Origin of the sequence: Aquisalibacillus elongatus (assembly GCF_003843875.1) — a bacterium.
Taxonomy (GTDB): domain Bacteria; phylum Bacillota; class Bacilli; order Bacillales; family Alkalibacillaceae; genus Aquisalibacillus; species Aquisalibacillus elongatus.
In genome coordinates this window covers 1-24,813 of record NZ_RKRF01000007.1, presented here as the reverse complement: position 1 = coordinate 24,813, position 24,813 = coordinate 1, and the positions used below count along the sequence as shown (strand labels likewise).

The 24,813-nt window shown below is 33.2% G+C and carries 20 protein-coding genes and 1 rRNA gene; 6 read left to right on the top strand and 15 right to left on the bottom strand.

Annotated elements, in window-relative coordinates:
* Positions 1–547: 547 nt before the first annotated feature.
* From EDC24_RS00670 to EDC24_RS00655, 5 genes are all read right to left on the bottom strand, one after another.
* On the bottom strand, positions 548–1,300 hold the full coding sequence (locus EDC24_RS00670) for a TRADD-N-associated membrane domain-containing protein (protein ID WP_124218946.1): 753 nt from the start codon (positions 1,298–1,300) through the stop codon (positions 548–550).
* Positions 1,301–1,814: 514 nt separating this feature from the next.
* Positions 1,815–3,356 carry an SIR2 family protein gene (locus EDC24_RS00665; protein ID WP_124218945.1) on the bottom strand — a complete coding sequence of 514 codons (1,542 nt, stop codon included), beginning with the start codon at positions 3,354–3,356 and terminating at the stop codon, positions 1,815–1,817.
* Positions 3,357–3,613: 257 nt separating this feature from the next.
* Complete coding sequence (locus tag EDC24_RS00660; RefSeq protein ID WP_124218944.1) at positions 3,614–4,891, bottom strand: hypothetical protein; 1,278 nt, start codon at positions 4,889–4,891, stop codon at positions 3,614–3,616.
* The gene (locus EDC24_RS15075) at positions 4,891–5,031 is read right to left on the bottom strand and encodes a hypothetical protein (protein WP_170158429.1); all 141 of its coding nucleotides are present in this window, start codon (positions 5,029–5,031) and stop codon (positions 4,891–4,893) included. The genes EDC24_RS00660 and EDC24_RS15075 overlap by 1 nt, the downstream gene beginning before the upstream one ends.
* Positions 5,032–5,077: 46 nt before the next feature.
* Positions 5,078–6,694 (bottom strand): AAA family ATPase, encoded by a 1,617-nt coding sequence (locus EDC24_RS00655; protein ID WP_124218943.1) that lies wholly within the window; start codon positions 6,692–6,694, stop codon positions 5,078–5,080.
* 337 nt (positions 6,695–7,031) lie between these two features.
* Between EDC24_RS00655 and EDC24_RS00650 the strand changes: the two genes are divergently transcribed.
* Entirely contained in the window at positions 7,032–8,909 is a 1,878-nt protein-coding gene (locus EDC24_RS00650; RefSeq protein ID WP_124218942.1) for an AAA family ATPase, read from the top strand.
* A gap of 1 nt (position 8,910) precedes the next feature.
* Positions 8,911–9,936: a hypothetical protein gene (locus EDC24_RS00645; protein WP_124218941.1), complete on the top strand. Its 1,026-nt coding sequence runs from the start codon at positions 8,911–8,913 to the stop codon at positions 9,934–9,936.
* Between the two features lie 81 nt (positions 9,937–10,017).
* On the opposite strand, the gene EDC24_RS00640 is transcribed toward EDC24_RS00645, so the two are convergent.
* Both EDC24_RS00640 and EDC24_RS00635 read right to left on the bottom strand, forming a co-directional pair.
* Positions 10,018–10,428, bottom strand: coding sequence for a hypothetical protein (locus EDC24_RS00640; RefSeq protein WP_124218940.1), 411 nt, complete (start codon positions 10,426–10,428; stop codon positions 10,018–10,020).
* 404 nt (positions 10,429–10,832) lie between these two features.
* Positions 10,833–13,544, bottom strand: a complete 2,712-nt coding sequence (locus EDC24_RS00635) for a UvrD-helicase domain-containing protein (RefSeq protein ID WP_124218939.1) — start codon at positions 13,542–13,544, stop codon at positions 10,833–10,835.
* Between the two features lie 222 nt (positions 13,545–13,766).
* Between EDC24_RS00635 and EDC24_RS00630 the strand changes: the two genes are divergently transcribed.
* Positions 13,767–14,207: a cell wall hydrolase gene (locus tag EDC24_RS00630; RefSeq protein WP_124218938.1), complete on the top strand. Its 441-nt coding sequence runs from the start codon at positions 13,767–13,769 to the stop codon at positions 14,205–14,207.
* Positions 14,208–14,704: 497 nt separating this feature from the next.
* Complete coding sequence (locus tag EDC24_RS00625) at positions 14,705–15,625, top strand: glycine betaine ABC transporter substrate-binding protein (protein WP_124218937.1); 921 nt, start codon at positions 14,705–14,707, stop codon at positions 15,623–15,625.
* Between the two features lie 70 nt (positions 15,626–15,695).
* Here the strand turns inward: EDC24_RS00625 and EDC24_RS00620 are convergent, their stop codons facing one another.
* From EDC24_RS00620 to betB, 4 genes are all read right to left on the bottom strand, one after another.
* On the bottom strand, positions 15,696–16,337 hold the full coding sequence (locus tag EDC24_RS00620; RefSeq protein WP_124218936.1) for a uridine kinase family protein: 642 nt from the start codon (positions 16,335–16,337) through the stop codon (positions 15,696–15,698).
* Between the two features lie 27 nt (positions 16,338–16,364).
* The gene (locus tag EDC24_RS00615) at positions 16,365–16,814 is read right to left on the bottom strand and encodes a hypothetical protein (protein ID WP_124218935.1); all 450 of its coding nucleotides are present in this window, start codon (positions 16,812–16,814) and stop codon (positions 16,365–16,367) included.
* A 172-nt stretch (positions 16,815–16,986) separates the two neighbouring features.
* Entirely contained in the window at positions 16,987–18,675 is a 1,689-nt protein-coding gene (gene betA, locus EDC24_RS00610; RefSeq protein WP_124218934.1) for a choline dehydrogenase, read from the bottom strand.
* 41 nt (positions 18,676–18,716) lie between these two features.
* The gene (gene betB, locus EDC24_RS00605) at positions 18,717–20,183 is read right to left on the bottom strand and encodes a betaine-aldehyde dehydrogenase (protein ID WP_124218933.1); all 1,467 of its coding nucleotides are present in this window, start codon (positions 20,181–20,183) and stop codon (positions 18,717–18,719) included.
* Positions 20,184–20,431: 248 nt separating this feature from the next.
* On the opposite strand from betB, the gene cudC reads away from it, so the two are divergent.
* Positions 20,432–20,968, top strand: coding sequence for a choline uptake/conversion transcriptional regulator CudC (cudC, locus tag EDC24_RS00600; RefSeq protein ID WP_124220322.1), 537 nt, complete (start codon positions 20,432–20,434; stop codon positions 20,966–20,968).
* 113 nt (positions 20,969–21,081) lie between these two features.
* Positions 21,082–21,810: a type II toxin-antitoxin system prevent-host-death family antitoxin gene (locus EDC24_RS00595; protein ID WP_124218932.1), complete on the top strand. Its 729-nt coding sequence runs from the start codon at positions 21,082–21,084 to the stop codon at positions 21,808–21,810.
* On the opposite strand, the gene EDC24_RS00590 is transcribed toward EDC24_RS00595, so the two are convergent.
* The 4 genes from EDC24_RS00590 to rrf form a co-directional block, all read right to left on the bottom strand.
* Positions 21,807–22,370 carry a GNAT family N-acetyltransferase gene (locus EDC24_RS00590; RefSeq protein ID WP_124218931.1) on the bottom strand — a complete coding sequence of 188 codons (564 nt, stop codon included), beginning with the start codon at positions 22,368–22,370 and terminating at the stop codon, positions 21,807–21,809. The two genes, EDC24_RS00595 and EDC24_RS00590, sit on opposite strands and share 4 nt — an antisense overlap.
* Positions 22,371–22,396: 26 nt before the next feature.
* A complete protein-coding gene (locus EDC24_RS00585; RefSeq protein ID WP_124218930.1) occupies positions 22,397–22,849 on the bottom strand; it encodes a GNAT family N-acetyltransferase in 453 nt (150 codons plus the stop codon).
* A gap of 112 nt (positions 22,850–22,961) precedes the next feature.
* Positions 22,962–24,365, bottom strand: coding sequence for a 23S rRNA (uracil(1939)-C(5))-methyltransferase RlmD (gene rlmD, locus EDC24_RS00580; protein WP_124218929.1), 1,404 nt, complete (start codon positions 24,363–24,365; stop codon positions 22,962–22,964).
* 215 nt (positions 24,366–24,580) lie between these two features.
* Positions 24,581–24,696, bottom strand: a 5S ribosomal RNA gene (gene rrf, locus EDC24_RS00575).
* Between the last annotated feature and the right edge of the window lie 117 nt (positions 24,697–24,813).

The window sequence follows — 24,813 nt, the reverse complement described above, 5'->3', positions numbered from 1 at the left end:
ATTTATTCTCTTTTCAATTTTATGTAGATCTTAAAGTTATAATCGTTTCCAATCCATAAGGAATTTGATAATCCAATAATATTACTTTGCACTTTTTTAAAGTCATATAGCTTTGGTACAATTCTAAAGAATCTGTAGCTGATCCCTCATCAAAATAAATTACCTTCTCCATATCTACACTACACTTCCTTAGTAAAAATGCACAGTTTCAAGGTTAACTATAATTACTTTGCATTTTCATTTTTTAAGTTTTCTCATACATTATAAGAAATGAATTATTTTGGGTTTTTAACAAGGGGTAAATCTTTAATCTAGATTGATCCCCTTAAATTTCCACAATATTATTTCAACTCTACTGACTATTTGCTGTAGGTTCAAACCTTATAATTATTTTAGTATAAGTATTGATTTTGAAGAATGTTTCTTATTCCGTATATTGCACCTAAAAATAAACACTTATCATTTCAATGAGAATGCGCCCTTTTATTGAATGTTGGGAAATTTCGAATTGTAAATATAATTAGTCTTGCTAACAGCTTGTTTGTTTTTATTCAATGGCACTACTTCTTTCGATTAATTTAACAATTATTTTTTCTTGTAATTCAACTTTTTTTGTTTCATCGTTTATACCATTGGCTAATTCGATTGCAACCATAATATCTTGCATTCTTTCTAATTTGCCATAGAAATAATTCAATTGTTCTAAGCTTTTATTATAAAGGTGGAAATACATCCCTCCAATTATTTCAAGCAGTACTCCAGATGCAAAGGATATGACAGAAGTGGTAATGTTTTCTTTAAAATAGATAAGCCAAATACCAACCAAAATTGTTATTAATCCTGCAACAATTGCTGTTACACTTGCAGTGAAACTTTTTCTCGCTTGACTTTTATTTATAGTATAATATTCGGTGGTTTGATTAAGGTTTAACTGTATAGTATTAAACACATTATTATTAAATGTAGAATCATTATTTTTAGTCTTTTTCTTCTTCAGTTCTTCTCTTTCCTTAGATAAATTCTTTAATTCAACATCAAATGGATTTTTAACACTCACATATTCATTAGAAAACCCTAATATTGCAGATATTAATAACAGAATTGAAACACAAATAACAATAAAACTAATTGGGATGAAATAATCGCTTAAATCACCATCGTAAAAAAATATTATCATTGCACCAGATAAAAGAAATATTATTGAGATAAATAAAATACTAATTCTAAGTTTATTTTTCTCTCTTAAGTAATTTGCAAGTAATTCTATTAATCCAAGTATAGCTTCTGGAAATACGTTCAAATTTAACCCTCCCATATAACATATTATGTTTAATCAAAAAATCTCTCCTTAGCTTAGGGCATTTCTCAACATACCATATATACTCTAACATAAATATCCAATATCAAATTCCACTGTACTCAAAGTGCATTATTTCATAAAGATTGTTATTTTATTGCGTAGTATTTAGTCTACTATGAAATAGTAGTGTTCATAAAAGAAACGGAAGGGAATTTTTACCCTCCGCAGAACCTTCGTATAACGATAATTATGAGAGCCTCTTAAACAACATTTAATCAGTTTCTCTTATTAATGTTATAGGTATTAATAGTCTATTATTCAGTTATTATAACGTCATCAAACTCCTGTACGATCATAGAGTAGTCATAAATAGGCTTTTGAGTTTCGTCCAAACACCAATCAACTCCTTTCTCCAAAACAACGAAAATCCTTAGATTAACTAAAGTTATGTCCTTTTTCATTCCTATTTTTACTGACAAAAAATTATAAAAACTAAACCAATTTTAGTAGGTCTTTAACTTATAACTACACTATCAGAGATTTTCAAATCTATTCTTTCTTCTTGATCGGCAAATTTTTTGTAATCATACACACACAGCATTTTTCTATAATCTGTAGATTTTTTGTCTGGATAATCTCTTAAATATTCTTCTAAAATATTTAATTGTATTCTATCATTAAATACCCCTATAACTATTGCAAATGTCTTGTTAGATTGAGAAATCCTACTATCATTTATAATTCCTTCAATTGTTGAGTGTTCTTGTGCAATATCAGCTTTTCCATTAAATATATTACTTATCTTACTCTTTTGGATTTCCTTTAATGCTCTGATAGATTCTAATTCCGGTTGAATTTTGCTAAATCCGAATATTGGAAAATATTGAGTCCTTTGTATCCTATGCTTGTCTATTAACTTTAATAATTGGTGATTAGATTCATCAACTATCTTAAAATAATTTTCCATTAATTCAGAAGTTGTTTGAAAGTCATACTTAATAGTTTTTAAAGATCCAATTGCCAATACCTTTTCACTATTAGCTAAAGCATCTACATCTTCTGTAATACTAACTTCTAAATTGCCTCCGGTATAAATTTCTTTAACTACATTTTGAACTTTTCTAATATCCATAGCAGAGATTGGCAAACTTAAACCTGCTAAGTTTTCGTATATTTCTAAAAAGTTATCTGTTTTAATTTTATTAATACGGATAGTAGAAAACCCACTCATATCTATATCATGATCAGTTACTTCGGTATTTTGTGAACCTTCCTCATACTCTACAAGTAAAAAGTTTTTTCTGATCTTTTCTGCTTGGGCTGTATTAGGATCAACATATGTAAATATTGTTTTAAGAATTCCCTTAATATTATCATCGCCTATGTTATACCCTAAAAATATTATTGGGTTATGAATAAACAAAGAAAGTAACTGTGCTCTAATAAGTTCATATCTTTCATCAAAAACATTATAATCGTCCTCTGTAATAATCACTTTTCCTGGATCTTTAACACAACCATGAATTTTATAGACAGATCCATAAGGATTACTTAATAAAATTTCATTTCCAATCAAAGGGTTGAATTCAAAAACATCTTCAATAAAGCTATCATAGTTTGTAGTTATTACTGAACCAATGTTTTTCCTCACCTTCTTCAACTCAGCAACTTCTTGAGTTTTATTCTCTTTTAAAAGGTAATCAGATAACAATCTAGAAATATATAATTTAAAACGGCTAATGTTTTTTCCATTCTCCATATTTTCATAAAATTTATCATTAATATCTTTGAACTTACCATTACGATCATTTATTAAAGTCTCATTAAATTCATTTTCTAAATCAAGTGCAATTTTAGTAAAATCATAGCTTCCCTCTTTCTGATGCTTTGATTTTAAATCAAAATAAAATTCATTAGTTCCTTTTAGTTCTTTTGAGATATAAGAAAGCAATCCATCCCATGTAAATGAATTCTCCAGATATCTAAGGCTAATGCCTGTACCTATAAAAAGAACTGGATGGTTGGTAAAATTTTTGACGAATTCACTTATATGCATCTAATCCCTCTTTCATATTATTAAAATTAATTCAAAATAAATGTTACATTAAACTCATTTAATATAGTTTCTATATAAATCAGTTCCCATAATCGATATTGTAAGTACTATTTAAAATTCATTATCTTATGTGTATAAAATTCGACATCATTTGTAAAATTCCTCCATCTAACCTTATACTAATATTGTGTTGGAATATATTTTCATTGAGACAAAAGTACAAAAAATAAAGCGATTAATTAGCACTCCGCTTATTACTAAATCCTTAAATTTAATTCACTATTTATTTTAACAACTTTTACTAGCTTATCCTGATTAGTAAAATTCAGATCACCCAAACATAGAATTCCTTGAATTGGAATGTAGTTATCTGTTAAATACTCTCCCTTACTATTTTTCACTAAATGAATATAATCTATTAGTTCTTCTAACCCTGTAATCGCATAATCAATACTAGAAGTATTTTTAACTTCACCAATGACTACTTTAACCAGTTGATCTGTTTTTTTCTCATATACCTCAACTAGGAAGTCTGGCCTCCCTTGCCATATATAATTAGATTTAGTACGTCCAAAAACAGATTGCACTAGCTCCTTAGAAGTAGTAAATGAGTTATGTTTTTGTTTAAGATATGGATGATTACTTTCAGCGATTTCGTTTGATGTTACATTGAAAAATAACTCTGCTGATCCAGTAGAATCATGATAGATTTTATAATAATTGGTGTTAGTCTCCCATGAAGCTACCAAGTTTTGTGAACCATCCATTAAGTGTAATTGACTGTTCTCAGTATTTTGCTTAATAATTTGAACGATCCAATATAATTCAAATAGTACATCGACTTTTTTTGGCGAAATAAAAGTCTCTCGCAATAGTAATTCAAGGTCCTCTTTACTATACTGTCCATTTGTATAATTGCGATATAATATAAGCAATTTTGCAGCATCACGATATAATCTATTTCGATGATTTAGTGTTTTCTGTACTATACGATCAGATACGTTTACTTTATCCACTCGTTGCAAATAAATATTCTTTTTAATGGCTTGGCTTACGTTTCCTTTATACGTTTGCCATTCTGAAAACCAGCTTGAATGCTCAAATCCTTTTGTATAGGAATCTTTATATAGAATTGAATATAAGATTTTAAGTAACTGTTTGAGCACTAAATTCTCAGGGGTATTATAGGAACGAACACTTTCAGTAGTAGAGAATGTTGTCCTATCACGATAATTTGTAGTAACCCTTTCTTTAGTAGTCTGTTCCCAATTTATTTGTCCTCTCACTTCACCAATATGCGTCTCGTTATTCATAACTGTTGTAGTCTTAAAGCGTTTTAATAAATAAGGTAGATCTTTTACAAATTCAATAGTTTCATCTTTCAATAAAAAACGAATCACTAATAACTGTTCAATGTTAGAAATATTGAGGTTCATCTTGGATAGAAATGAATTAACTTTTATTTTTCCATCTTTCAAATAACCATGTAAGAAACCCGATATTTCTTCAATTAACTCTTCTTCGGTTACACTCATTAAAATTCACCTAATTCAAAGAAATCATCTAAAAATTCATGTAGTATATTTTGATCAATTACTAAGTCAGTTTCTTTTACTAGTTGCTCGACAAATTCTTTCATTCTGTTAACTGGAATTCCTTCAAACTGTGGTAGCACATATAGAATAATAGCCGATGTAAAATCATCATTATTCTGAGTATATTTAGCAATATCTTCTTGCTGGTCCTATTTTTCTATATTTATTTATTATTTTCCATATTGCAGCTAATGCTTCAACATGCGGATAAGTACTCATCTCCCAAACATCTAGATACTTTTGAATTAATTCACTATTAATATCTTTTGGTATACCTACAGGAATAAATGCAAAACGCCTCATGAAAGCATAACTCATCTCGTATAAAGAGGCCTTATCTATTGTATTCATAGTAGCTATAATACGCCAATCATTAGGAATGACATATGTAAAATCATTCGGTTCTACCGAAGTAGACTCCCCTTGTGGTTGCAAGACAATTGAATTTTCACTTTTCGTTTCAAATGGTAATGTTACTTCGTCTCCTGTAAGTACAGAAAACAATGACCCAAATGCTTTATCAATATCTGCACGATTAATCTCATCAATTATTAACCAAGTATTTGTAGGAGCATGAGTTTCATTGTCCCTCACACATTTTAAGAAAGTACCTTCGCTAAAATACAAGTTTCCATTTCGATCAGGTCGATAACCTCCAATTGTTTCATAAGTTGACCAGTTTGAAGTTGCAGTTACCATCTCCGCCTGTACAGAATACATTTCACATATTTTACTAGCTAACTTAGATTTACCTGTTCCTGGAGGACCGGTTAAAATGATATGTTTACCATTACTTATAGCTGTTTTCACTTGATTCATAAGTACATCTAAGTTTTCAAATACTAATCCATTGGTATTCGATTCTACGTTAAAGTCTATAGTAGGTATTGTTAAACCATCATCACTTTCTTCGACAGGTGTTTGCTTCTTCTTTTTTGGTTTAGTACTACTCCACTTTTCATCAAATGGCTCTTTATAGAAATCAACTTTCTTACTAGGATACTGCTCTTCTAGTTTCTCACGAATTATATAAAGCTTGTCATCTAAATCATTGGTTGTTGCATTATCATTAAGAAGGTCAGCATATGCTTTTACGATCTGTTGTTTATTTCCCCAACTAACAATTCTTTCAAAATAATTAGGCAGTAATAAATGTAGGAGTGCATGTATTATCTGTACTCTTTTTCCAATTTGATTTTGTCGTGTTTCTTCAGCTAACTTCTTTAACTCTGTTGGTTTTGATAAAATTGATTCGCTCGTTTTTAGTGGAAGGTTCTTAATATTTTCCGATACAATGAACAAATAACTCATTTCAAAGTATTTTTGAACATTAAAATACATCCCAGTATTACCTAATCCTTTTTTTAAACTATTAAAAATGGACCAAGACCTATCTATTTCGATACCTTTCCATGAGGCAACTGTTTCTATCTTTTCCATTTTGGTATCATAACTAATTGAAGATGGGAACAAATAATATATGAATAACAGTTCAATAACGAATTTATAAACTTCCTCTGTCTCACCATTCAATTGTTTTTTTAATTTTTCATCAAACGAATTACCTGATTCATCTGGCCTTTCTATAAATATTCTTCTGAACCTTTGCATGTTTTCGCTTGTCCAAATAGCTTCCCCGTCCCAGATTAACGACTTGCTGTTAAGTAAACACTCATTTTTCCACTTTTCTGCTGCATCATAAATTGGCTTTCTATCATTATCTCTTTCACTATAAATGGCCATTTTTTTCACCTTTCTAGAGTTTTTTATAATTTTTTTTACTTAAAACTTTCTCTTTAGTATAGACGTTAGAATTAACTGTCTAATCATACATTCGTTTAATTAGTTATACTAGAGACAAATAGATTTCTCACACTTTTTTAGAGCATTTGGATCTCCAATAATACATTCACTGAAAATTTGATTGTTTTTAAAAGATGATTAAAAAACATTCGTAACAGTATCTAAATTCTAATAGAACAAAAACATCTTTTAGCTAACTTACATGTATAGAAAATTTTACTAAAAAAGTATATAATAAATATTTAATGCAGAATTTAAATTATATGAGGTGTGAATATTGAAGTTATTATACTTTTGGTTTGATAAATATAAAGATATGAATAATTTCGAGGCTAATCTTGGGAGTGAATTCTCTTTTCATTTTAATGGTAAAGAATTAATTTGTGAAGATAATAAGATCTACCTTAATAATTTCTTTGAATTACCTGTAAAAAAATCCAATACAAATAATACTACTAATCTAAACATTTCTGCAATAGTAGGTGAAAATGGTTCAGGTAAGTCAACGCTTCTTGATTTTTTATCTGATATAATGAGTAAAAAACATATAGAATCAAAACATATATTAATCTATTCAATAAATAATAAGATACATATTTTACATTCACCTCAAGTTAAATTCTCAATTAAAAATAATTCTTCTGATTCTATAACCTTTTGTATTTCTCCTTTAATTTTAAATTCTCATCTAACGTTATTATTTTCGAATGTCTTTGATGTTCGTTCCATCGGTATGTTAAAGGAAGAGGGTGAAATCTACTATAGTAACATTTCCACCAATTATTTAATTGGTAAACATGCAAATATTTCAGGATTTTTAAGAAGTGAATTTGAAAAACAAATATTTTTTGTAAATGATTTTAGTGAAGAGTTGAATATTCAAAACATAATGAAGATTCCTAGGGAAATTTATATTGAAGTTTCCATTGACTTAGAAAATGTAACTTTTACCGATGATTTAGAGGATGTAATAAGGTTTTTAGAAGATGGACCATCGATTACTGACTTCTTTACATTTTTGGATTCTGAACAATTTTATATTGAATTCTACAGTGGTTGTTTAAAAGCTTTCTTTATACATATAGATTTATTATTAAGTGAAAACAATTTAACAGAGGCATTTGAATATGATTTCAGAGATTACCTTTATAGATATAGTTCTGATGATAAGAGTATTTTTGATTCTCTTTATAAACAATTTGAGTTCGATATTCCTAATTTGAAAAACAATGTTGATAAAGAATTTTTAAAACAACTCTTTACACTAAAAGAAAATTTCAATACTTTTTTTGAGTGTGTAGAAAATATAAATTTATATTGTAATAATAAAGGTACGTATATTTTAACTGAATCACCACAAACTAAAGAGTTTATATCACTTTATAGAAAGGCCTTAACTAAAACAGGGTTTCTAAAGTTTACTTGGTCCGATATGAGTAGTGGCGAATATGGACTTTTGAATCTTTTTAGCCGCTTTTATGATATATTAGATAATTTAAAAAAAGATGAATTATTACTTTCTGAAAGTGATGATTTTGATACGGAAGTAGAGATAATCTATAAAGAAAATCAACTACAATTCGAAGAAAAAGATTATTCCTTCCCTAAATCTTTTATTTTACTAATTGATGAAGGTGATTTATATTTTCACCCCCAATGGCAAAAAGATTGGCTATATTATTTTATTAAACTAACAAATCTGCTTTTTAACGGCGATGTACAAATTATATTAACAACTCATTCACCTTTCGTGTTATCAGATTTTCCAAATTCAAATGTAATCTTCTTAGAAAATAAAAATAATATTAATGAATCTTATTCCTTTTTAGATAATGGTCCAAAAACTTTTGCATCGAATATCATCGAACTTTTTTCAAATTCATTCTTCATAAAAGATGGGTTAATAGGGAGTTTTGCAAAAGAAAAAATTAATCTTTTCATACGTCAACTATTACAATTATCACCTCAAGAAGTTTACCATGAAAAAGATACAATTAAGAAATTTATAGATACAATTGGTGAACCTTTATTAAAAAATAAGATTCTAGAGATATATAATAATAAACTTGAACTTCACGATAATCATGAGCTAGATAATAGAATTACTACTTTAGAAAATGAATTGTCAAAACTAAAAAAGCAAAGGAAGATGTGATATGATCGATTTAACTATCAATCAATCTATTCTTAAAAAGCATAAAGAATTTATTTTAGGTGAAAATAAAGAAAATAATAATAGATTATACAAAAAGCTAGAAAAATCTTTGACTGAAGAAAAGAACGAAAGTATAAAACAAATTTTGTTATTTTTGATTAATAATATTGAGAATACTATTGTAGGGAATATTTACGAATTAGAACGAATAAGAAGTGAGTTTTGTGAATTAAGAGACAGTCTTCATATAATTGGTAAAGATAGAGTTAATCTGTATAAGAAACTGAAAATTTTTATAAAAGAATATGAATACTTCTACAATTCACCTAATTGGAATGCTTATGCATTTCAACAAGAGCTAGATATTACTGTTTGCCCATATTGTAATACACAATATATATTTAATTTAGAGTATAATACTGGAAGAACAAGAGCTACATTTGATCATTTTTTTGATAAAACCAGGTATCCTTTCTTAGCAATTTCTATTTATAATTTGGTACCATGCTGCAAAGTATGTAATTCTGATTTTAAAGGAAGGAAAGAAACTTCTCTTACTACTCATTACAGTCCTTACGAAACAAATATTAGTAGACATATTACATTTTCAAAAGAAATTTATACTCATCAAGATAGAGAAATTAGTCCTTTAGAATCTAAAGGAAGGAATGAGAATATTGATTATGTATCAGTAATTTTAGGTAATAACAATGAGTTTAATATTAAGATAAACCATATAAACGCAAATGATAATATGAAGAAAAAAATAAAAGGTAATAAGGAGCTATTTTTCTTAGAAGAAATATATAATACATATCATAAACCATACGTACAAGATATAATTATCAAGGCTTATATTTATAATTACACCTACAGGCAGCAATTAACTAATACATATTCTATATTTAATAATCCTGAAGAATTAAAAAGTTCCTTAATACCATCTTTTGATAAAGATCATAAGACACTGTTAGGTAAACTTACTCGAGAAATAATTGAAAAAGAGACTAAACATTTTATGATATAAAATAAAGAACACTTAAATTTGTTCGTCTTTTGATGAGCTTTGCTGCTTCTAGGGTAAGCACTTTTCATGCTCCGTTTTGGATTAATTTTTTTCATTTTTAAATAATTTATTTAGCATTACTTTTACAAATCCATCACTCTTTGCATCGAGTGTATCTAGTTTTCTCCAGATTTCTTCTAATTCTTCACACCATCTGTCAATTCTTCGCTGTTCAAAATTTTCCTTAGCCTCTTCTTTATCAATGAGTTTTAATAATGACTCAGCACGTTTATTTAATTGTGATCTTTTATCATTTCTAACCTGATTCTGGGTTTCTAAATCGTAAGTTAGTCTTTGCCTAGTGTATTCAACAATAACAGGAATAAAAGGCATTATTGCCTTTCCTGTCCCTTTTACTATTGTTTCCCCAACTGAACCCGTTTTCTTAGCATCTATTACTTCCATGTCTTTCACATCAACATTAATAATCTCTTTAGATGAGTTTTCACTCATTCATTCCACCCACCTTACATTAAGAATTAAATTTGAAAACAAAACCACGATAACCCTATTATACATTAATAAATACCCAAAACTATTTCCTTATAAAAGATATCGTTCCATGACCTTCAATTCCTCATATAAATACACTTTTTGTTATAAGTCGTTGCACTACTTAGCAAATACTCACTTAAACATATGCATTCTTCAACTCGTCCCCAATTAGTGCAAGAAAATTAAGAAAAAAGATTTTTAAATCCATTGGCTTGGTCTTTCTAAATATTATGGTATGTACATCTCCTCCTTTGGTTATTCCTAATCTTATTATATTTGTTGAGCAGTACACTTTCATTACTCTCCTAAACCACTCTCTTAATCAAAAATATTAATCGGTAGTCTAGGAACATTAAAACATATTATATCTTAATCTTATTTTCACAAAAAGGATAATTCTCACATCCATAAAACTCACCATATCTCCCTTTTCTTTTTATCATGTATCCTTTACAAGAAGGGCATTTAATTTCATTATGAAGTAAGTTTGGATCTTTAAAAGAGTAGTCACAGTATGGATAATTCGAACATCCTAAAAATTGATTTCTATTAAACGAATTCTCTCTTAATATCAAAGTTCCTTTACACCTCGGACATTTAGGGTTTGATCCATTATACGTTTCACCTGTCACAAGATTAAAGACTAGTCCATGACTTTTTATGAGCTCATTAACAAATATAGACATATCTTTTTCTGGTGTTATTAAATACACATCATTTAATGTTCTTGTTAGGGCTACATAAAATAGCCTTCTTTCTTCTCCAAATTCGAAGTCCTCTTTATTCGACAACACAAATGACAAGATCGGATCATCTGATATCTTATTAGGGAAACCTAACTTATCATTACGTAAATTTATGATAATTACATTACTCGCTTGTAAACCTTTAGACCGGTGTACGGTTAAATATTGAATTCTTAAGTTAGGAAACTTTTTATGCTCTAGCATGTCGTTTCTATCTCGATCTCGGTAAAGTCTTAGTTCTCCATCACTTAGCTGAATGATTCGGTCTTTATCGAAGTTATTACGTCCTAAAACAAAAATATCTGTTTCTTCACCTTTATCTTCAACAATACTTTCAATAGCTTTAGAAAATGCCTTGTAATAATCTTGGTTATAACCATAAATGTACACGGGGTGGTCATTTGATTTATTTGAGACTAAATTTTTCGTGATTTGACTAGGATTCTTCATAATAAATTGACCAGCAATATCAATCAAATCCTGTGAATTTCTATACGTTTTTTCAATTTTTAATTGTTCAGTAGCCTCTTCTGTATATTGATTGTAATTCGAAAAAAGATCTAAATCACTTCCTGCGAACCTGTAAATCGATTGCCAGTCATCACCAACAGATAGAACTTTACTATTTGATTGTTCTTTAATCGCATTGACTAAATTAAAACGACTGACCGAAATATCTTGAAACTCATCTATTATGATATAGTCAAAATTCAAGAAACTATCTTCATCAAGACTATGAGAATCCTCAACAAAAACAGTTGCATGATTAATCATGTCATTAAAATCTATTTCATTATTATCATTTAGTCTTGTTTGATAGTAGCTATAAGCATTCTTAGTCATGCTCAAGAAAAGTAATGATCTCCTTTGTAAGAAAGGGTTTTCTATTTGCTTCAATTCTTCTTCTAGTCGATTAAATTCATCTAAATCAAACCCTTGTGATTTATACAAATTTATAAATGTCGCCATTAACTTCTTAGTTTCTTTAAAGTAGTTTTCTTCTCGTTCTGATAAAAAGATGTTGGTATATACTTCTTTAAGATCAGGTTTATGAAATTCTACTCCAGCTTTTGTTAACTTTTCTTCTATTTTACTAAGTAGTTGATTATCTTGATTATAGTAAGAGTAGGTTTCTAAGAGATTAGTTCCCTTTTCTTTATGTACACTTCTTTTCCAATGAATGCCTTCAAGATACTTTTCCTCCTCAATTTCATTAAGCCATGGGGTTCTAAAATCTTTATTTATTCCGAAATGTTCAATATATAAATCATATTCAGGTAAATAAAAATCAGGTCTGTACTTTTTTCGGTATCGGTCATTTACATCATACGGGTAAATTCTTTCATACTCATACTTTATTCCATTTAAATACAAGAAGTTGGCAATTAGAACCTCTTCAAAACTCTTAACCGTTTCGCGTTGAAGCGTTTTTTTAAGCTCTTTTGTTTCCTCAATTTTTCTATCGATGGTTGATTTTAATGTTTCAAGATTCATATGCTTATAAGATTTATACAGTTCATCTAGATTCTCAATTTCATCATATGAGCTTGGAACTGACTGATAAAAACCAAAATAGTAGATGACATCTTCGACTAATTTAGGATTTTGCTTGACTTTAGATACGAAGAAATCAGTAAGGATCTGATTTAAATTCTCAGTTACCTCTGGTCTATATCCTCTTTGATATGAGATGATATCTAAACCTAACCTATGAAAGGTAGTTGTTTTAACCCCTATTCCTAAGTCTTCAACTATTCTTTCTCTCATTTCCTCAGTCGCTTTTTTAGTAAAAGTGATTAACAAAATATTGTCAGGGTCAATTTTCTTTCTTTGAACCAAATATTTTACTTTTCCTGCAACCGTTAATGTTTTACCGCTACCAGCACCAGCAATAACTAGATTATTATCCTCATCCGTAACAATCGCTTCTCTTTGTTGATCATCTAGGGATTTATCATCGACATTATTTAATAGTTCTTCAGTTTCTTTTATTTCATATTCTACATACGCCATATTCCATTCTCGTACCAGTTTTGAAAGATTCCTATAAGTCTCATAAAAGCTCTTCATCTCTTTAGTCATATTTCTGAACAAGGTTTTATTCTTCAAAAACCTTTTATATATCTTTGAATACCTTTCTTTCAATTCTTCTGTATCAGATGAAGCAATATACTTTGTTTTTAGTTCACCAAAATCTATTAAAAACTGTTCGGATTTATCTTGAACCATCGTGTAAAAGTCACTTTTCATTAGCTTTCTCTTCGTAAAACTTCTATAGAACAAAAATATTAAACTAGCTAATATAATTAGAATGATTATTTCGACCATACAATACCCTACCTTACTTAAAATAAATAAAACTCCCTATAACTGTACCATAATTGTTACTTATTAACAGTGAGTAAAAAAGAGACCTATTGTCATTTACATGATACAGCTTTAAAGAAATAACCATGTATCAATCAACTTAATCACCTCGCAAGGAAAATAACCATACAATAATATGTTCTTATCTTTAAATAAATACACTTTAGTTAGAGGTGATTTAAGTTGGCTAGAGTAGCCTATAATCAGAATGATATTAGTTTGATCGCACGAATGATGAGGGCGGAAGCTGTTGGTGAGGGTAAGTTAGGGATGCTGATGGTTGGAAATGTGATTGTGAATCGACTGAAGGCGGGTTGTTTAGATTTTGAGGAATTAACGTCTATAGAGGATGTTATTTATCAAGTGCAGGGGGGAAATTACTCGTTTGAGGCCGTTCAAGAAGGGGATATGTTTTATAATCGAGCGAGGGGGACAGAGAAAAGGTTAGCGGAACAAGTATTGAAATATTGGAGGCAGCACCCTGCGCAATATGCGCTTTGGTATTTTAATCCGTATGGGGACTGTCCAGATACATGGTTCGGGGAACCGTTTACGGGTCAATACAAAGAACATTGTTACTATGAACCGCAGCCTGGTACATGTGAAAGCGTTTATGGTTGGTAGTATAAATATTTTTTTGCATCCTCTTAAAAAGAGACTAACCAAAGCGGCTAGTCTCTTTTTATTAGCTTAATGATGGTGGTCTGAATGATCATCTTCATCCTGACACATGACTGAATCGTCATGTGGGTGGTCTTCGCATTCTAATTTGTTCATATTTTAAAATGGTATCTACTGTCAAATGACTTTCCCTGAATCACTTGAACCAAGCCTGCTAACAGTACTACGATAACTTCGATTAGAGTTAGATTTCTACCCACCCCCTTGACATATATTCTAAAAACGTTAACATAAAATATATAAAGAACGTTTAAAAATATTTTAACGAAATGAATTCCGTTACATATTGGGGTTATTAAAAAATGACCTTACATGTCTAGCTTATCTCTATTAAAATAAGGGATGAGTTTTTATTCGGCATTTTTGTTAAAATATTTTTAAATGAATTTAATGTATCAAATTTTTTAAACTAAATTTTAAAAGGAGAGTATTTTTCAACTATGAATTACTTGAAGAAAGTATTAGGTCTTAGTTTAGTGTTACTAGTAATGGTTGCACTTGCTGCTTGTGGAGGCAGTGATGACGAATCAGACAGTGCGCAAGGTGACAAAGAACAAGAATCCGAAACTGAAGTGAACACAGATGAATTAGAAATTGGTAAGATTAATTGGGCTGAGAATATTGCAGTTACAAATATGTGGAAAGCTATTTTAGAAGATAAAGGTTATAACGTGACGTTAACTCAGTTGGACATGGGTTTCACGATGAAAGCACTAGAAAATGGTGACTTAGATGCCAGTTTAGAAGTTTGGTTACCTGTTCAAGATGCTAACTACCTAGAAGAATACCAAGATACTGTTAACTTCTCAGATGCTACTTGGTTTGATAACGCTAAAGTTGGACTTATTGTTCCAAGTTATGTAGAAGAAGTAGATAGCATTGAAGATTTAAATGAGCATAAAGATATGTTTGATGGTGAGATTGTTGGTTTTGATCCAGGTGCGGGTACGATGGAAGTTACGAAGCAATTAATTGAAGATTATGACCTAGATTTTGAACTACTACCAAGTACAGAACCTACTATGTTAACTGAAATTGGAGAATCCATTAAAAGTGAAGAACCAATTGTGGCACCACTATGGACACCTCACTGGATTTTCTCAGAATATGACCTTAAGTTCTTAGAAGATCCACAAAATGTCTATGGTGGCGTTGAGAAGATTCACCATGCAACTAGAACAGACTTCGCAGACGATTATCCAAAAGTCAGTGAATATTTCAAGAACTGGAAGATGGATGACGAACAAATTGGTGACTTAATCAACTATGTTGAAAATGCAGAAGAGCCCCTTGAAGGTGCTAAAGATTGGGTTAACGACAACCAAGATGTGGTTGATGAGTGGTTACAAATAGAAGAATAATATAACAAAAGCTGGCCTCCTTGTTTGGAGGCCAGCTTTTTTAACATGTATTGTTTCATAACATTGCTTCTTATAATTTATTTTTCTCTAAATGATATCCTTTGTTAGAGTTTTTAATCACAACATCAAAGTTTTGGTGGTAAGGGTGCATGAAGATTTCATATTGAATTCGACGCTGCCGATGTGATTGCTTTAAATACTGAAGATCCGTTCCTCTTTCAGATACGTCTCGAATCCCTCTTCTTAATAGTTCTGTTTCTCCATCAGTGTATAAGTAGATGTTTAAATCTATTATATTTGGATCTATGAATGCCACACTCATGCCTTCTACAATATTGACTTTGTTTTGTGATGACATTAATGTGCTCTCTACATAAGATGTTTCAATTGAGTAAAAGTCCAAGCCTTCCCTCATCATGTTTATGTCTCGTTCTAAAGCATCTATTTGATGAGCAGCTGGGTGACAAGCTGTCATTTTAAATTGATGGTTCTCATTTTGATACTCATAGTCAATCGTGGTGTATTTCCTGATTTTTGAACCCATGATATACGGATCTGTATTTAAATAATTCACATCTGATTCGTCTAAATGCTCTATTAGTTTGTTCGCAAAAGTCGTCTTTCCTGAAGCACCGTGACCTGAAATGCCAATGATTATTTTTTTATATTGAGTGTTTATGGCCTTGGCAATCTCTTGTATAACTTTTTCCATTGTCTCTCTCCTAAAAAAAGAACGTTATTAATTACTTAACCATGCTGTAACTGTACCAAAGTGCGTTTCTTCACCGTTATTAAACACACTTATTGTTTCGTAATTTTGATCTAAGTTTACTTTTAAATACACTTCGTTCTTAATAGAATTATCTGAATAATCTAGCGTTTGATCACTTTCATATAAAATCTTTAATGTATCCCCATCTGCTTCTAAATCAAAGTCTGTGAAATAAACGGCTTCTTCACCCTGATTAACATTTCTTTCATTAAAATAGAAGTACATCGTATTTTTGTCATCACGATTAGAGTGAAGATGAACTCCATTTTGGTCTTTAACCCCATCAAAAAAGGACTGAATATCTTTGCTTAGATCTTCTTTGTCCACTTCTTTGAAAGACAAAGATTCATCTGAGCTTAGATTACACCCAGCTAATAGTATGATACTCATGGACAACAAGACTAATAGATTCTTCAATATACATTCCACCCTTAAACTTCAGATTGTTTATTTACATAGACTCAATTTTAGCATAAATTTCTAATTTTTTTGATAAAAAAAGCACCAAATTGCTTTCAAACAATCTGGTGCTCTCGATCTATATGTTTTATAAGGGGGTAAAACAATTAATCGTAAGTTCTTGGGTTAATTAGTTACTAGTGACAACGCCTGCATCAGCAGAGTCAACACCATGACGGTAATAATCTTTATATTCAGGTTTTAGTGGTTCTTTGCCTAAGATTAAGTCTGCTGCTCTTTCAGCTAGCATTAAAACGGGGGCGTGGATGTTGCCGTTTGTGACATATGGCATAGCTGATGCATCGACGACACGTACGTTGTCGAGTCCGTGGATTTTCATCGTGTTCGGGTCGACAACCGCCATTGGGTCTGATTCTGGTCCCATTTTGGCTGTACAAGATGGGTGGAGCGCTGTTTCGGCGTCATTTTTTACCCATTCTAGGATTTCTTCATCTGTTTGAACAGATGGTCCAGGTGAGATTTCGCCTGAGTTATATGGTTTGATTGCGGGCTGCTCCATAATTTCTCTTGTTCTTCTAACCGCTTCGATCCACTCTTGTCGATCGCGTTCAGTTGATAGATAGTTGTAAATCATACTTGGATGTTCGCGTGGATCTTTTGAACGAATTTTTAGTGATCCTCGGGCATCCGAGTACATTGGGCCAACGTGGACTTGGAAACCGTGTTTCGTGTCTGCTTTTTTCCCGTCGTAACGAACGGCCACTGGCAAGAAGTGGTACATTAAGTTAGGGTAATCCACTTCATCGTTTGAACGGATGAATCCGCCGCCTTCGAAATGGTTCGTTGCCGCTGGACCTTTTCGGCCGAGTAACCACTGCAAACCAATCCACGGCATGCGTAGTTTATTTAAACTTGGTTGCATGGAAACCGGCTCTGGACAAGTGTACTGGATGTAAGCTTCTAGGTGATCTTGAAGGTTTTCACCGACACCTGGTAGATTCACGATCGGTTTGATTCCAAGTGACTCTAAGTGTTCAGCATCGCCAACTCCAGATAACTGTAGGAGCTGTGGCGTGTTAATCGCACCACCAGCTAAAACAACTTCCCGAGCTTTAACTTGATGTGTTTTGCCGTTACGACGGTACGTTACGCCACTAGCGCGTGTTCCGTCAAAATCGATACTTTCCACAAACGCACGTGTACGGATCGTTAAGTTTTGACGGTTTTTCACCGGGTCTAAATAAGCTCGTGATGCTGAAAAACGTCGACCTTTATAAACGTGTTTATCAAACGGGCCGAATCCTTCTTGGCGGTAGCCGTTCACATCAGGCGTACGGTTGTATCCTGCTTCAACCGCTGCTTCAAAAAAAGCTTGGAATAATGGATTTTTCGCTGGACCGCGCTCTAATTTTACCGGACCATTCGTGCCACGGTATTCATCATCAGCGTCGGCTGCAAGCGCGTTTTCTAAACGTTTAAAATATGGAAGCACGTGGGCAAAGTTCCACGTTTCCATACCCTCGTCAGCTCCCCAACGTTCATAGTCCATTGGGTTACCACGTTGATAAATCATACCGTTAATAGAGCTTGAGCCGCCAAGCACTTTACCACGAGCGTGCTTGATGCGACGTCCGTTCATGTAAGGCTCAGGGTCTGATTCGTATTTCCAGTCGTATAGACTTTTACCAGCTGGGAACGGTAGGGCTGCTGGCATTTGGATTAACAGATCCCATGGATAATCACTGCGCCCTGCTTCTAAAATTAATACACTGCGCTTTCCGTCTGCGCTTAGACGGTTACCCATGACAGATCCTGCACTTCCTCCGCCGATTACTACATAATCAAATGTTTCACTCATGTTATGAACCTCCTTGCAGTCATTCAAATTCGTCGTTAGTATTATTTAAACCAATTGAGCGGTTCTGGCTTCAGATTACGATAAACATGTTTCGTTTCTGTATATTCTTCTAATCCAGGTTTACCTAGCTCACGTCCAATGCCTGATTGTTTATAGCCGCCCCATGGTGCTTGTGCGAAATATGGGTGGAAGTCGTTGATCCAAACGGTACCCATGCGTAGTTGAGCTGATACGCGTTCAGCTTTATCTACGTCCGTTGTCCATACAGCTCCTGCTAGGCCATAAATCGTGTCATTCGCTAGACGAACAGCTTCGTCTTCAGATTTAAAACGTTCAACTGTTAGAACTGGGCCGAAAACTTCTTCCTGTACAATGCGCATATCTGAACGGCACTCTGTCATAATCGTTGGTAGGTAGAAAAAGCCGTCTTGTAGCTCAGAGTCTTCTGGTCGAGCACCGCCAATTAACACTTTGGCACCTTCTTTTTTACCGATCTCAACATACTCTTCCACTTTGGCACGGTGTTCTGCTGAGATGAGTGGTCCTGATTGTGTATCTTCATCAAAACCGTTACCTAGTTTGATGCGCTTCGTTCGTTCAACCAGTGCTTCGACGAATTCATCATGAATCGAATCTTCAACTATTAGACGAGCACCAGCTGAGCACACTTGACCGGCATGGAAGAACACAGCGTTTAACGCTTGGTCTACAGCTGTTTCAAAATCTGCGTCCGCGAATACGACGTTTGGATTTTTCCCACCAAGCTCAAGGGCGATTTTTTTCACATTACCGCTTGCCGCTTGCATGATTTTCTTACCAGTGTCGATTCCGCCTGTAAACGAAATTAAGTCAACGTCATGGCTGACCGCTAATTCGTTACCGACAGTTGCGCCTGCGCCAAGTACAAGGTTCACAACACCTTTAGGAAATCCGACTTCTTCCATTAATTCTGTTACTTTGACAGTTGTTAAAGGTGTGATTTCACTCGGCTTCATCACGATGGTGTTACCTGCTGCTAATGCTGGCGCGATTTTCCACGCAGCTTGAAGAAGTGGATAGTTCCAAGGCGTGATTTGACCACAAACTCCTACTGGTTCACGAACGACTTTACTTTGACTGTTTGGAATCGGTGACTCAATGATTTCGCCGCCGTCTTTGTCAGCTAAACCGCCAAAGTAGCGAAAGACCTCAGCGATATCGTCCATGTCCGCTAGACTTTCTTCTAACGTTTTACCAGTATCAAGCGTTTCAAGCTCCGCTAACTCTTCACGATCTCGCGCGATTAAATTACCGATTTGGTAAACTTTTTTGCCACGTTCACTTGCTGGTGTGTGAGCCCACTCACCATTGTCAAAAGCTTTACGAGCCGCTGAGATTGCTGAATTCGCATCTTCTACGTCCCCTTCAGCAGCAGTTGCGATATTTTCTTGGTTATACGGGTTTATAATGTCTCTTGTATTTCCGGATTGGGATTCCGTCCATTCCCCGTTAATGTACATTTGTTTCATGAGGCTTCCTCCCTATGTTTATTTTATTAAATTATTTTTTAACGTATTTAACATTTTAAATATATCACAGTGGATATTTTTTGTAAACCAGTAGAAATTAAACTTTGATTTTGTACCAAATTAAGGTATAGTTAGAGTTAAGGTAGTTAAATTTATATTTAACCGTTTTAATTTAATAAATAGGAAATTTAGTGAAGAAAGAAGGGTTTTCATTGGCGGAAGATCAAAAGCAACAAAAAGCCGAGGAAATGCTTGAAGATGCTGAACGCACCGTCATCAACGCAATTGCCGAAACGATGGATTTGTATGGGGTGACACCTTCTATTGGAAGGTTGTACGCGACCATGTATTTCAAACATGCTCCATTGACTTTGGATGACATGAAAGATGATCTTGGCATGAGTAAGCCAAGTATGAGTACAGCTGTACGAAAGTTACAAGATATCAACATTGTTAAGAAAGTATGGAGAAAAGGCTCTCGTAAGGACTTATTCATGGCAGAAAAGGATTTCTTCCAATACTTCGCCCATTTCTTTGGTGATAAATGGGAGCGCGAAGCTAAGTTGAATTTGACCGCGATCCAATATGCCATTGACGAACTGCAACAAATTGTAGATGATGATGAGATTGATGAAGAAATGAAGGATCACGCTAGACGAGACATCCAGCAACTAGAGGATTACAAACGCTACTGCCACTGGCTCGAACGACTAGCCGAGTCGATTGAATCCGGTGAGATTTTTGAGTTTTTGCCGATTGAGGAATCGGAAAAAGAGAAAAAGTAAGAATAGGGTTAAGAACGCAGCCTCTCTGAGTAAGGGGGCTTTTTTTTTGTGTTGGAAAATATATAATAAAGTTAGCTAAGTTAGCTAACTTTATTTAAATGGGGGTGTTATGTATGAGAATCAACTCCACTGAACTGCAAAATAATTTCGGTAAGTATTTATTGTTAGCGGCAAATGAAGATATTGTGATTACACGAAACGGGACTGAGATTGCAAGGCTAACAACAAGTGTGAAACATAGTGATGTACCACAGCGGGTTAATGAAAATTTACCTGTATTCGGTTATGGCGAAAAAGCAACTTATCATGAATTTTTACAGTTAAGAAAGGAATCAGATGAGAGGGTTGAGTATATCGATGGCGAGATCTACTTGCTCGCTTCACCAAAAGTATCTCATCAGTATGCGGTTGGTCAATTGCATGCTACCTTCTCTAACTTTTTTGCAGAAAACGAGTGTACGCCATTTGTTGCGCCTTTTGATATTGAATTGAAAAGACCTTCAACCGAAGAAATGAACATGGTTCAACCTGATTTAATGGTCATTTGCGATTTAGAGAAACATTTAGGTGAAGACGATTACTATAAGGGTGTCCCGTCATTGGTTGTTGAAGTTCTGTCGGAAAGCACACGAAAGAAAGATTTGATTCTTAAACTCGACCTCTATATGTCATGCGGTGTCGAGGAATACTGGGTTGTGAATCCTGATAATAAGGAGGTGACGGTTTATCATTTTGAGGGTCAGGATATTGAGGCGTTTAAGACTTATAAAAATGATGAAAATGCTTGTTCTTATATTTTTAACAGATTAAAAGCAGACTTGTCATACGTGTTCAGAAGTTAATTAACCCTCGCGTATATACAAGTATCAGTCAGTGTACTACCATCAGCAGACAAATCTTCATTTTTCAATATGCCCTCTAATTCAAAACCTAGTTTCTCAGGGATGGCACGACTTTTATAATTTGTGAACTCACACTTAATTTCAATCCTATTAAATTTGATTTGTTGAAATCCGAAGTCAATTAATTCTTCCACTGCTTCTAAGATGTACCCATTTCCACTGAATTCAGTATTAATCCAGTAGCCAATTTCGCATTTGGGGATATTCCAATCTACATATTCAAAACTTGTCGTTCCAATAAATTCGTTTGTGTCTTTGTGGAATATAAGAAAACGAAAGCTTGTTCTTTTCAAGAAATTTATATGCGCATTTCTTAAGTTAGCTTCTGTTTCTTCAATAGTAGGTAACTTTTGAGCAAAGGGCAGCCAAGGTTTTAGTTCATTAATCGAGGCCTTTATGGCTTTGTTTACAATTTCACCGTCCCCAGATGGTTTAGGTGCACGTAGTATTAACCTATCAGATTCTAATTTTTTTGGAATATCAAGTAATATTGGATTCATTATTTATTACCTATTTTTTCAAATAATTATTCCTTCAATAATACAACTTCGTCTGCTGCAAATTCTCCTGTTTTCACAAATCCTGTATTTTCATATAGTTTAATAGCTGTTAGATTATTTGGTTCTGTTGCTATTCGTAACTCAACGTTTCCATATTTACTTCTAAAATAGTTTATAAACCTCTCTAAGGTAGATTTTCCATACCCTTTATTCTGATACTTTTGATCAATCATCAATCGTTCAATCCACCATGAATCTAGTGGATAATCATCATCTGCTGGATAAAACACATACATAATAAACCCTATCATTACCTCATCTTTATAGATTGCCATCGGATGCCTCTCTTCACTTTCATAACTAACTTCTAAAAGAGAGTACCAATTTGGCGCTATAAAATCCTTTTGCTCATCATATACCTCTAATTCTACACACTCTATGTAATTGGATTTATTAATATCTTTAAATTGAATCTGCATTAAATTATTCTCCTCTATTTTAAAATTAAATTCATCTTAACATAAATATCCATTTAATATTGATAAAAAAAGAGAATAAGACAAATTCGTCTCATTCTCTGCTTTTAAAATGCTATTCTTCTTCGTTTAATATAATTTCGCTAACTAATTCCACATGCACCGTATGCGGAAACAAATCAACTGGTTGCACAGATTTAAGTTCGTAATTAAATGGTGCTAGTTCAGCTACATCTTCTGCAAATGAGCTTGGGTTACACGATACATAGACGATTCGTTTTGGTTTCGAACGGCCGATTCGACGCATAACTTTGCCACCAGCACCTGAACGTGGTGGGTCTAATAATAAAATGTCTGGTTGTCCGAAGTCTTCTAAAACTTGATCGATTCCACGGCGGGCGTCTTTTGCTAAGAAGTGGGTGTTGTCTATGCCGTTTTCGATCGCATTTCGTTTTGCCGATTCAATGGAACTTTCGACAATTTCAACACCTGCTAATTGATTCACTCGTTTGGCGAATGGTAATGAGAAAGTTCCTACACCACAGAATAGATCAATCATTTTTTCGTGTGGTTGCGGATTTCCGAGTTCTATGGCTAAGTCTATTAGCTTTTCTGCTTGTGTCGGGTTCGTTTGGAAAAAGGTGTCAAACCACAAGCGATATTGGTATCCGTATATCTCATCATAAATGAAGTCACGACCATCTAATACATATACATCTTCTGCTTGTAATTGATCCGCCCAAAGTGTGTTTTCCAACCATAGTAAACTTTTGACTTTATCGTATGGCTGAATCCGTTGAATGAGATCATCGACAACTGGTTTCAGCTCACCTTTTGGTGGTTCAGTTGCGACAACCGCTAGCATGATCTCACCGGTTGTAAACGACTGACGAACCATTAGATGACGAAGTAAACCAACATGTTCTTCCTTTTCATACCCCTTTAGTCCGTGATCCTTTGCCCATTTTGACACTTCTAATGAAGCATTAACCATATCGTCCTTAGCAATTAAACACGTCTCAAGGTCAAAGACATTTTTGAAATTGCCTTGTTCGTGCATCCCCATATGACCTTCTGGAGAAAACGTAAACTCCATTTTATTTCTGTAGTCCCACGGGCGATCCATGCCAATTGTAGGTTTGACTATTTCTGGGTCAAAACCTTGGCTTTCTAATGCTTTCCTTACATACTCGGTTTTATAGTTTAATTGGCCTGAGTAATCCCAATGCTTCCAAACGCATCCTCCACAAATATCAAAATGAGGGCAAGGTGCAATTGTCCGCTCAGGACTTGCATCAATCACTTCTTTTAAGTTTGTTTTACTCCACTTTTTTGTTGGATATAAAGCATCTACTTTTACTTTTTCTCCAGGGATCGTTTGTGGTACGACTAATTTTAATTTCTTTGGATTTCCTAATTCATTCTCACGCCAAACCACTGCTTGTCCTGACCCTTTACGATCTAGACTTTCAATGTTTGCGATGTATTCTACGGGTTCTATATGCTCATCACGGCTCATATGTACAGCCTCCTTGTTTCTCTAACCATATCTTTTCCTAACTCACTAATAGAAAATACCACAAAAGTATGTTTAATGATATAAAAAGACATTAAGTCCTTTAAAAATCTAATGTATTTTATATTGTTAATTTTTCAGACCTTTTTGCAGTTACTTTAGACCATTGGACAAAAAGATAAGAGCTACTAGATTAAATCTAGTAGCTCTTATCTGATGCCCGGCGGCGTCCTACTCTCACAGGGGAAACACCCCAATTACCATCGGCGCTAGAGAGCTTAACTGCTGTGTTCGGCATGGGAACAGGTGTGACCTCTCTGCCATCGCCACCGGACTCTTATGTTATTGGTGCTAAGCACCTTCAAAACTAAATACGAACTGCCAAAGACGAATACGTCTTTTCTTGCGAAGTTAAGTCCTCGATCGATTAGTATCCGTCAGCTCCACGTGT

What these genes read in the sequence shown, in the direction of transcription:
- EDC24_RS00665 (WP_124218945.1), bottom strand. Translation starts at nt 3,356, where the DNA reads ATGCATATAAGTGAATTCGTCAAAAATTTTACCAACCATCCAGTTCTT.
- EDC24_RS00660 (WP_124218944.1), bottom strand. Translation starts at nt 4,891, where the DNA reads ATGAGTGTAACCGAAGAAGAGTTAATTGAAGAAATATCGGGTTTCTTA.
- EDC24_RS00655 (WP_124218943.1), bottom strand. Translation starts at nt 6,694, where the DNA reads ATGGCCATTTATAGTGAAAGAGATAATGATAGAAAGCCAATTTATGAT.
- EDC24_RS00645 (WP_124218941.1), top strand. Translation starts at nt 8,911, where the DNA reads ATGATCGATTTAACTATCAATCAATCTATTCTTAAAAAGCATAAAGAA.
- EDC24_RS00640 (WP_124218940.1), bottom strand. Translation starts at nt 10,428, where the DNA reads ATGAGTGAAAACTCATCTAAAGAGATTATTAATGTTGATGTGAAAGAC.
- EDC24_RS00635 (WP_124218939.1), bottom strand. Translation starts at nt 13,544, where the DNA reads ATGGTCGAAATAATCATTCTAATTATATTAGCTAGTTTAATATTTTTG.
- EDC24_RS00625 (WP_124218937.1), top strand. Translation starts at nt 14,705, where the DNA reads ATGAATTACTTGAAGAAAGTATTAGGTCTTAGTTTAGTGTTACTAGTA.
- EDC24_RS00620 (WP_124218936.1), bottom strand. Translation starts at nt 16,337, where the DNA reads ATGGAAAAAGTTATACAAGAGATTGCCAAGGCCATAAACACTCAATAT.
- betA (WP_124218934.1), bottom strand. Translation starts at nt 18,675, where the DNA reads ATGAGTGAAACATTTGATTATGTAGTAATCGGCGGAGGAAGTGCAGGA.
- betB (WP_124218933.1), bottom strand. Translation starts at nt 20,183, where the DNA reads ATGAAACAAATGTACATTAACGGGGAATGGACGGAATCCCAATCCGGA.
- cudC (WP_124220322.1), top strand. Translation starts at nt 20,432, where the DNA reads ATGCTTGAAGATGCTGAACGCACCGTCATCAACGCAATTGCCGAAACG.
- EDC24_RS00595 (WP_124218932.1), top strand. Translation starts at nt 21,082, where the DNA reads ATGAGAATCAACTCCACTGAACTGCAAAATAATTTCGGTAAGTATTTA.
- EDC24_RS00590 (WP_124218931.1), bottom strand. Translation starts at nt 22,370, where the DNA reads ATGAATCCAATATTACTTGATATTCCAAAAAAATTAGAATCTGATAGG.
- EDC24_RS00585 (WP_124218930.1), bottom strand. Translation starts at nt 22,849, where the DNA reads ATGCAGATTCAATTTAAAGATATTAATAAATCCAATTACATAGAGTGT.
- rlmD (WP_124218929.1), bottom strand. Translation starts at nt 24,365, where the DNA reads ATGAGCCGTGATGAGCATATAGAACCCGTAGAATACATCGCAAACATT.